General features: G+C 68.3%; 7 protein-coding genes and 1 riboswitch. Of the genes, 2 read left to right on the top strand and 5 right to left on the bottom strand.

Annotation, left to right across the window (positions count from 1 at the left end):
* Nucleotides 1–96: 96 nt before the first annotated feature.
* Nucleotides 97–2,028 carry a TonB-dependent receptor plug domain-containing protein gene (locus ACOJSF_RS07985; protein WP_420141686.1) on the bottom strand — a complete coding sequence of 644 codons (1,932 nt, stop codon included), beginning with the start codon at nucleotides 2,026–2,028 and terminating at the stop codon, nucleotides 97–99.
* A gap of 175 nt (nucleotides 2,029–2,203) precedes the next feature.
* Nucleotides 2,204–2,422: riboswitch (cobalamin riboswitch) on the bottom strand.
* A 174-nt stretch (nucleotides 2,423–2,596) separates the two neighbouring features.
* On the opposite strand from ACOJSF_RS07985, the gene ACOJSF_RS07980 reads away from it, so the two are divergent.
* Entirely contained in the window at nucleotides 2,597–2,761 is a 165-nt protein-coding gene (locus ACOJSF_RS07980) for a hypothetical protein (RefSeq protein ID WP_420141685.1), read from the top strand.
* On the opposite strand, the gene mdoH is transcribed toward ACOJSF_RS07980, so the two are convergent.
* Both mdoH and ACOJSF_RS07970 read right to left on the bottom strand, forming a co-directional pair.
* Nucleotides 2,762–4,594, bottom strand: coding sequence for a glucans biosynthesis glucosyltransferase MdoH (gene mdoH, locus ACOJSF_RS07975; RefSeq protein WP_420141684.1), 1,833 nt, complete (start codon nucleotides 4,592–4,594; stop codon nucleotides 2,762–2,764). It abuts the gene before it with no gap.
* A 133-nt stretch (nucleotides 4,595–4,727) separates the two neighbouring features.
* Complete coding sequence (locus tag ACOJSF_RS07970; protein WP_420141683.1) at nucleotides 4,728–6,227, bottom strand: glucan biosynthesis protein; 1,500 nt, start codon at nucleotides 6,225–6,227, stop codon at nucleotides 4,728–4,730.
* A 91-nt stretch (nucleotides 6,228–6,318) separates the two neighbouring features.
* On the opposite strand from ACOJSF_RS07970, the gene ACOJSF_RS07965 reads away from it, so the two are divergent.
* Nucleotides 6,319–6,702, top strand: coding sequence for a VOC family protein (locus ACOJSF_RS07965; protein ID WP_420141682.1), 384 nt, complete (start codon nucleotides 6,319–6,321; stop codon nucleotides 6,700–6,702).
* Between the two features lie 3 nt (nucleotides 6,703–6,705).
* Here the strand turns inward: ACOJSF_RS07965 and ACOJSF_RS07960 are convergent, their stop codons facing one another.
* Entirely contained in the window at nucleotides 6,706–7,881 is a 1,176-nt protein-coding gene (locus ACOJSF_RS07960; protein ID WP_420141681.1) for an acetyl-CoA C-acetyltransferase, read from the bottom strand.
* Nucleotides 7,882–7,912: 31 nt separating this feature from the next.
* Nucleotides 7,913–8,886 (bottom strand): alpha/beta fold hydrolase (locus tag ACOJSF_RS07955; RefSeq protein ID WP_420141680.1); only part of this gene is annotated, 974 nt, incomplete at its 5' end.

Here is an 8,886-nt window from a genome sequence, read left to right as displayed (position 1 = left end):
CGGCGCACAGACCGATCGACATCACCCGCGCCGGCCGCGCCGGCGCCGCCCCGAGGAGCGGCAGGACGGCGAGGCCAAGCGCGAGCCGGTGCATCGTCAGAAGCGGGCGCGGATGCCGGCGAAGGCGCCGCGTCCGGGGGTGCGGTAGCTGAAGACCTCCTCGTAATCCTCGTCCAGCAGGTTCTCGACCCGTCCGAACAGCGTCAGCGCCTCGGTCAGTCGATATTCGGCGTTGAGGTTCACCAGCACGAAGTCGTCGAGCCGCACGCGCACCGGCGTGAAGGACGGATCGGTATAGGCCACGTCATCCTGGTTGCCGTTATAGCGAACCATCAGCGTGCCGGAAAAGCGCTGGTCGGCGCTCGTCCAGTTCAGGTTCGCGCTGGCGATATGATCCGGGCGACGGACCTCGTTCACGCCATTCTCGGTCGCGTCGAGATAGGTGTAGGCAAGGTCGATCCGGATCTGCTCGCTTGGCCGCACGGAGGCGAACGCCTCGACGCCCTGCTGCTTGGAGGTGGTCGTCCGGTTGTCGGGCGTCGCGACGAAATCGGGCGCGGGGTAGGTGGTGTAGATTTCGTCGTGCAGCCGGTTGCGGAAATAGGTCGCGCCGAACGTGATCCGTCCGTCGGCTAGCGCTTGGTCGATGCCCGCTTCCCAGCCGCGCGACTTTTCGGGCTTCAGGTCGGGGTTGCCGATGTAGATGCCGTCCGAATAGCCGTAGAGTTCGTAATAGCCGGGGTTCTTGACGCCCGTGCCATAGGCGCCGCGCAGGCGCGTGCCGCTGGCGAAGCAATATCCGGCCTGCGTCCGCCAGGTGGTGGCATTGGCGAAGCGGTCATTGTCGTCGTGGCGGATCGACGCGCCAAACGTGAAGGCGTCGTCCATCGTCAGTTCGTACTGGCCGACCAGACCGACATTGTCGGTGTGCCGCCAACCCTGGAACACGAAGGCGGACGGGGTCGTGTTGCGGAACTTCTCGCGCTCCACGTCAACCGCCGCCGTCACGCGATGGCTGAGCTGCTCGTTGCCCAGGCGCAGGCTGGTTTCGAACGATCCCTTGTAGCGGCGGCCCTTATTGCCGTTGTCGAAGCCGGCATCGATATAGCCCTTGCGCGTGGTCGACGCGGCCTGGCCGGTGAGCGCGCTGGTCCAGCGGCCGTCGAGCAGGGCCAGTTCGGCGCGAGCGAGGCCGTAAAAGCCTTCATTCTTGAAGCTGCTGCCCGGTGTGTCCACGATATACCCGAATAGCGGGCTCGTCGGATCGCTCTCGCTGTTGTTCGAGCGTGCATCGACATGGCTGTAGCGGCCGACCCCGGTCAGCTTGAAGACGGGCGAGGGCGTCCAGTTCAGCTTGGCGCTGGCGGCGACGTTGGTCTGGCCGATATCGCGGTCGCCCCCCCGCGCGGTCGGCGTGCCGTCGGTGCTATAAAGGCTGGTCGACAAAGCGTAATCGACCGTGTCCGCCGTGCCGCCGAAGCGCGCCGCGCCGGCGAAGGTGCCGAACGATCCGCCCTCGGCGCGCGCGCGCAGGCCCGGCGCTTCTGCGCCCGTCAGCGTGCTGTAATTGATGACGCCGCCGATCGCGTCGGATCCATAGAGCGACGATTGCTGGCCGCGCAGCACCTCGATCCGCGCGCCTTCGTCGGCGATCAGCGTGTTGAAGTCGAACTGGCCCTGGAAGGGATCGGCCACCTCGATCCCGTCGATCAGCACCAGCACCTGATTGGCCTCGCTGCCGCGGATGCGGACGTCGGTCAGGCCGCCGACCGAGCGGTTCACCGCCAGGCCCGGCACATCGCGCAGCACGTCGGAGACGAGCCGGGTCTGGCGCTGCGCGAGCGCCGCATCGTCGATGATCGTGACTGAGGCGGGCAATTGCGCGGCGGGGGTCCCGAGGCCCGATCGCGAGGCGGTGACGACGACGTCCCGCCCTTCCGCATCGGTCGCGGGCAGCGACGGGTTGGTTTGCGCCGCAAGCGGGCTTGCCGCAACGAGTGCAAGCAGCGAAATCTGAAACCGAAGCATGAACATGTTCCCCCGCGTCGAACAGACAAAGCGGCAGGGGCCGTTTCGCGCACGCGAAACCCGGCGCGGACGACGGGCGACGCGCGGGCCCGGCCGATCCACGCCATTGCGGCCCCAGCCGCAAGGCTCGTCGCTCAGACGGAGAACCGTGCCATGACCATCCCCTGGACCGTGGCAAGAGCGACCAAGCGCTGGCAGGTCTCCTGGCTCGCGGGTCAGGGCTTGATGCACAGCCTTCCCGGATCGATGTCGATCCAGTGGCCGCCCGGCATGTGCCGGACACGTGCATCGCGCTCGCCGCTTACAGTTGCAGGGACAGCTGCGGATTAGGGGACGTGCCCCGTACCGCATTCCCTTTTAAGCCCCGAGGGGCACCGGCGCGATCATGACACAGGCTTTGACGGCCCGCATCGGCGCGCGCCCTAGCCAAAGGGCGAAGCGCACGCAATGGCCGCCGCGTGCCGGCGACGCGAAAGATGCGGGGTGTCGCTTGCCTGCTTCGCAATGCAGCCGAAACCGATACGACGCGTTCGATCAGTACAGTTTCCCGCCAACCAAAGGAGCCGACATGGCCAAGCCCCCCGAAGGATCGCCCAATTCCGACATCGATGGCGTCAACCAGGATGCGCGTCCCGGCAAGCCGGCGGAGGATCACCCCAATCCGGGCGGCGCGATCGAGCAGGAGCGCCAGAATTCGGTCGGACGCCCCGAACAGACGCCTCCGCAGCGTTGATCAGCTGGTGGCCCTGCTGACCGTCAGCTTGGCGGTGCGGCGGGGCCCTCCCCGCTGGATCGGGCCTTCGCCCGGATCGGACGGAAAGATGCCGTGGGCGGCGGCCGACACACCCCAGTCCGCCCGCGACGTGGCCGTGGCGAGGAACGGCGCGCCGAGCAGGCCGAGCGCGACGGGAAGCTGCCAGATCGCGCCACCCTGGCCCAACACCGCCACGATCCAGAACAGCAGGCCAAGCAACATGTGCCAGCGATAATAATCGAGCGCCTCGACCAGCGGGATGCCATCGGTATCGCGCCGTTGCGGCTGCCATCCGCTCGGGCGTCCGGCAAGGATGTCGGCGATCGACAGGCATTGCGACGCCATGATCATCGGCGCGGCGACGATCGACAGCGGCACGTCGACCGCCACGCCGCGCCAGATCGCGCGCCATCCGCCGAGCGCGCCGACCAGCTTGCGGTCGCGCGCCGCCCACAGGAGCGCGAGGATCTTCGGTCCGAAGAGAAGCACCAGTGTCAGCCCGATCAGCCAGACCGGGGTGCCTAGATCGTTGAGAGAGGTGCCCCCGCGCGTCGTCTGCAGCAGCCCGGTGACGAGCAGCAGCAGCCAGAGCGGCGAGGTGAGATAGGCGGATGCGCCCATCAGCAGTTGCAGTCGGCTGATCCAGTGCAGCCCAGCGGTATCGAGCAGGCGGAGATGCTGGAGGTTGCCCTGGCACCAGCGCCGGTCGCGCACCGCGTGATCGATCATCGTCGGCGGGCACTCTTCATAGCTGCCCTCGTCGAGCAGCATCAGCCGCGTCGACCAGCCGCGGCGCCGCAGCAAAGCCGCCTCGACCATGTCGTGGCTCATGATCTGCCCGCCCAGCGGTTCGGGGCCGCTCAGTTTGGGCAGGCCACAGCTTTCGGCGAAGGCGCGCACGCGGATGATCGCATTGTGCCCCCAGAAGGTCGCCTCGTCGCCCGACCACCATGCCAGGCCCGCGCTGCCGATCGGGCTGTAGAGTGCGGCCGCGAACTGCTGCCAGCGCGCAAAGAGCGTGCGGCCGCCGGTGAGCAGGGGATTGGTCTGGATGAGAGCGACGCGGGGGTTGGCCTCCATCTCCCCGGCCAGGCGCAGCATTGCGTCGGCGCTCATCACGCTATCGGCGTCCAGCACCAGCATCGCCTCATACCCGCCGCCGAAACGTATCAGCCATTCGGTAATGTTGCCGGGCTTGCGCGCCGTATTGACCGCGCGCCGGCGATAATAGAGCGCTGGCCCCTCGGCCGAGCGCAGCAGGCGCATCGCGGCGCGCTCGCTCGTTTCCGCGCTGGCGCGCGAATCGCTCAGGATGAAGAAGTCGAAAAGGTGCGCGGCGCCGGCCTCCTGCAGGCTGCGGATCATGCGCGCCAGCCGGGCGCTCAGGGCCGCGACGTCCTCGTTATAGACCGGAACGAGCACCGCCGTCGGCCGGGTGGGCCGGGCCGGTTGCCCGCTGGCCACCGACGGAAAGCTCCCGTGACGGTTGAGCACGACGAAGCCGATCAGCGCATTCAGAAAGCCGAAGCCGATCCACGCGAATAGAGACAGACTGGTGATCGTCAGAATCTGGTCGATCACGTCGAAACCGTCGAGCGCGAGCGGATAGGCGATCCCGCAACTCGCGCCGAACCCGATGATCGCCGCACCGACGATCAGCACCAGCCGTCGCGCCAGCAGGCTACGCGGATGGGCGAGCGGCGCGGAGGGCGGCGCCTGATGCAGATCCTGGGTGGGCATGGCGATCGGCCGTTCGACCGGCAGGTCGGGCCGATCGGTTGCGTCGCGCCGTTCGGGATCGGTCATGAGCATGGCTGCGGACAAACCTGTTCCCTCCCGGTGCCTGCGCTGAGCCACCACCCTTTTCCGTACCAATGCGGTCAAATTGACCCGTTTCAACCAAAGGCTCGAGAGCGGATCGGGTTCCGTGCCATCATAGCCGAGTTCACTGAATCTGGTATAGAAGCGTTTCGCTCAGCGCCGACCCGCCCTTGCGCAGGTACGCACGCAGTTCCACCGGCTCGGCCCCGGCCGGGAGGATATCCGCGATCAGCCGCCACGTTCCGTCGTGCCCGACGACCGGATAGGCCGTGGCGGTCAGCGTCCGGCCTCGCGCCACCTCGACGGCGGCGTTCACGCCGCTCTCGCGCGTGAGGCCTTTCAGTCCGTCGCCCCGGAAATCCGCGACTACGCGCACCGCACCCTTGATGGGGTCCAGCCCGGGCGGGCCCGCCACGCCGCGCCATGTATCCACGACGCGCGCCGCCAGGGCGCCCGCCGGCTCGTCCGCGATCCAGTTCAGCCGGTAGGAATAGCGATAGCTTCGGCCTGCCTTGTGCGGGCCGGCGGGCGACCAGAAGGCGACGACATTGTCGTCGGTTTCCTTGACGGTCGGCAGCTCCAGCAGCATCACCGCGCCCTGGCCCCACTTCCCCTTAGGCTCGATCCAGGCGCTCGGGCGCCGGTCATAGAAGACGCCATCGTCCTGATAATGATCGAAATTGCGGTCGCGCTGAAGCAGGCCGAACCCCTGCGGATCGCGATCGGTGAAGCTGCTCATGCGGACCACGGGCGGATTGCGCAGCGGCCGCCACAGCCGCTCGCCCGAACCGCCCAGCATCGCCAGCCCATCATTGTCATGAATTTCCGGGCGCCAGTCGATCGCCTGCGAGCGGTCGGCCTCGCCATACCAGAACATGCTGGTGAGCGGCGCGACGCCCACCCGCGCGACATCGGCGCGGAGTTGAAACACGCAGTCCACGTCCTGCGTCACGCCGCCCTTGCCGAAGCGGTTCACGAACCGCCACGCGCCGGCCACGCGCGGTGAATCGAGCAGGGCGTAGATGGTGATCGCATCACCCGGACCCTGTTCGAGCCAGAAATGGGAGAAGCGCGGAAACTCCTCCGGCGTGGGCATGCCCGTGTCGATCGCCAGCCCGCGCGCGGAAAGCCCATATTGGTCGAGCGCGCCCGACGACCGGAAATAGGATGCGCCCTGAAAGGCGAGCCAGTCGCTTTTTCCGCCCGGGCTCATCACCCGGAAGCCGGAATAGCCGTTGGCCCCGGCCGGCAGGCGCTCGGCACCGGCAAACCGATCGCGCGAGAACGGGACGGGCCGTTCCGCGCCCCCTTCGATCGCCGAGACCGGCACCGCGTCGCGCGCGCCCTTGCTTTGCGGAAAGAAGCGCACCTCGTGCGGGGAGCCGGCCCACAAGGCCGCGTCGGGCCGGAAGCTGATGTGATTGAGCGCATCATAGTCGACCGTCTCCAGCCCGGCGGGCGCGGGGGCGGGGGCCACGTAGGGCCGCTTGGCGAGCCGCGCCGCCTCGGCCTGCAGCCGGTCCCAGGAGAAAGCGGGCCCGGCCGGAGCGGCGCGCAGCATCGGCGCCGCCAGTGACGCGCCCGCCGCGCCGATCAATCCGCGTCGTGTGAGGAGGAAGCTCATGCCCCGGTCTCTAGCCCTTTACCGTGATCGTTACAGGTCCGTCTAACGGGCGAGACTACGAACCGCTCCCGATCTGCGCTAATCGGCGACGATGATCGAAGCCATTCATCACGTCGCGCTGATCGCGTCCGATTATGCGCGCTCCAAACGCTTCTACGTAGACGTGCTCGGTTTCGCGCTCGTCGAGGAGCATTGCCGGGCGGAGCGGGAGAGTTGGAAGGGCGATCTCGCGATCGGCGCTATCCGGCTGGAGCTGTTCAGCTTTCCCGAGACGCCGCCGCGTCCCACGCGTCCGGAGGCGCAGGGCCTGCGACACCTGGCGTTCGCGGTACGGGACATCGATGCGGCCGTAGCGCGCCTGACCGCACACGGGGTCGCGGCGGAGCCGATCCGCACCGACCCCTATACGGGCAGCCGCTTCACCTTCTTCGCCGACCCCGACGGCCTGCCGCTCGAACTGTACGAGATGCGGTAGGCGTCAGTCGCGCTCGACGCAGAGCGCGATTCCCATGCCGCCGCCGATGCATAAGGTCGCCAGTCCCTTCTTGGCGTCGCGGCGCTGCATTTCGTGAAGCAGGGTGGTGAGGATGCGCGCGCCTGACGCGCCGATCGGATGGCCGATCGCGATCGCGCCGCCATTGACGTTGACCTTGGCGGGATCCCACCCAAGTTCCTGGCCCACGGCGAGCGCCTGCGCGGCGAAGGCCTCGTTAGCCTCGATCAGATCGACGTCGGCGAGGGTCCAGCCCGCCTTTTCGAGCGCCTTCTGGCTGGCGGTCACCGGACCGATGCCCATGATCGACGGATCCACCCCGGTCGACGCCCAGCTCTTGATCCGCGCGAGCACGGGCGACCCGCGCTTGGCAGCCTCGTCGGACGACATCACCACCAAAGCGGCTGCGCCGTCGTTGAGACCGGAGGCGTTGGCGGCGGTGACGGTGCCCTCCTTGCGGAAAGCGGGGCGCAGGCCGGCGAGGCTGGCGACGACCACACCCTCGCGAATGAACTCATCCTTGTCGACGATCGTGTCGCCCTTGCGGCCCTTGACCGTCACCGGCGCGATCTCGCCGTCGAACCGGCCGTCGCGGCGTGCCGCCTCGGCCTTGTTCTGGCTGGCGGTCGCGAATTCGTCCTGCGCCGCGCGCGTGATCTGATATTTGTCCGCCAGATTTTCGGCGGTGATGCCCATGTGATAGCCGTTGAAGACGTCGGTCAGGCCGTCCTTGATCATCGTGTCGACCAGCTCGACATTGCCCATCTTCTGCCCGGCGCGCAGCGCCTGTGCGTGCGGGCTCAGGCTCATATTCTCCTGTCCGCCGGCGACGATGATGCGCGCGTCGCCCGCGATGATCGACTGGGCGGCCACCGCGACCGCGCGCAGGCCCGAACCGCACACCTGCTGCACGCTCCACGCGGGAACTTCCTTGGGAATGCCGGCGCTGATCGACGCCTGCCGCGCGGGGTTCTGGCCTTGCCCGGCGGTCAGCACCTGGCCCAGGATGACCTCGTCGATATCGGCGGCATCGACCTTCGCCTCGGCCAGCGCCGCCTCGATCGCCACGCGGCCCAGCTCGTGCGCCGGCGTAGTCGCGAAATGGCCCAGAAAGCTGCCGACCGGGGTGCGCTTAGCGGCGGTGATGACGACGTCGGTCATGATGTCTCCTGCTATCGTGGGATCGCGCCTATCAGCTTGCCGGCATGCGTGAAAGCCACGCGGCCAGCGGCTCCCACAGTGCCTCTCTCGCTTTGCCGCCGATCACCATGCCGACATGGCCGAGCGCGAGATTGCGTTGTTCGCCGATGCCGGGCGTGGTCGCTTCGGGTACGATCCTGTCGCGCGTAGAGGTAATCTCGATCGTCGGAATGGGAAGGGCGGCGGCGTCGATTTCCGCCCCGGCGACGCGCCAAAGTCCCTGGCCGGGCCGGTCGTCCGCGAACATTCCCTCGAACAGCTCGCGCGCCGCGCCATAGGTGAGGGGCGGGCCGTCATTGGCCCAATCCTCCAGCCGCACGAAGGTACGGGCCGCCGGGTCGGCGGGGTCGAGCGTGCCGAACTGCGCATATTTGTCGACCGTGCGCGCCGGATCGGCCCGCCAGAATGCCGCCTGCAGCACCTCCATCGGCATCATCCCGATCGCCGCGCAGGCCGGATGGGCATGATCCCACAGTTCCCGCAGCGACGCGCGCATGCCCGCCGAGTAACAGCCGAAGCGCCAGGGCGTGGCGATCAGCGCCAGCCCCGATACCGGCCGCCGCGCCGCCGCCGCGAGCGCCATCGTCCCGCCCAGGCAGTAGCCCGCCAGCGTCACCGGGCCGCCGATCGCGTCGAGCAGCGGGAGCAGCATCGCCTCCACATGCCCGGCCACGCTCAGGTCACGCTCGTCGTCCGTGGGATGTCCCCAATCGAGCAGGAGCGGACGGACGCCCTGCGTCGCGAGCCAACGCAGCAACGAGCGGTCGTGATCGAGGTCGAGCACGTCGGGCGGGTTGATCAGCGACGGCACGAACAGGATGCGAGGGCCGTGCCCGCCATAGTCGCGGACCGTCGCACGGCCGGCGCGCGCGACCACGGGCATCGTGTCGAGCGCGGGCGCCCGGGTCGCGGTCTGGTACGCGCGCAGTCCCTTTAGCGCGGCGGCGGCGCGTTCGGGCGTCGCAG

The organism is Sphingomonas sp. (genome assembly GCF_048594985.1).
Taxonomy (GTDB): Bacteria; Pseudomonadota; Alphaproteobacteria; order Sphingomonadales; family Sphingomonadaceae; genus Sphingomonas_I.
Note: the sequence above shows the minus strand (reverse complement) of the source record. Positions and strands in the feature narration are given on the sequence as shown.

What these genes read in the sequence shown, in the direction of transcription:
- mdoH (WP_420141684.1), bottom strand. Translation starts at nt 4,594, where the DNA reads ATGCTCATGACCGATCCCGAACGGCGCGACGCAACCGATCGGCCCGAC.
- ACOJSF_RS07980 (WP_420141685.1), top strand. Translation starts at nt 2,597, where the DNA reads ATGGCCAAGCCCCCCGAAGGATCGCCCAATTCCGACATCGATGGCGTC.
- ACOJSF_RS07960 (WP_420141681.1), bottom strand. Translation starts at nt 7,881, where the DNA reads ATGACCGACGTCGTCATCACCGCCGCTAAGCGCACCCCGGTCGGCAGC.
- ACOJSF_RS07965 (WP_420141682.1), top strand. Translation starts at nt 6,319, where the DNA reads ATGATCGAAGCCATTCATCACGTCGCGCTGATCGCGTCCGATTATGCG.
- ACOJSF_RS07985 (WP_420141686.1), bottom strand. Translation starts at nt 2,028, where the DNA reads ATGCTTCGGTTTCAGATTTCGCTGCTTGCACTCGTTGCGGCAAGCCCG.
- ACOJSF_RS07970 (WP_420141683.1), bottom strand. Translation starts at nt 6,227, where the DNA reads ATGAGCTTCCTCCTCACACGACGCGGATTGATCGGCGCGGCGGGCGCG.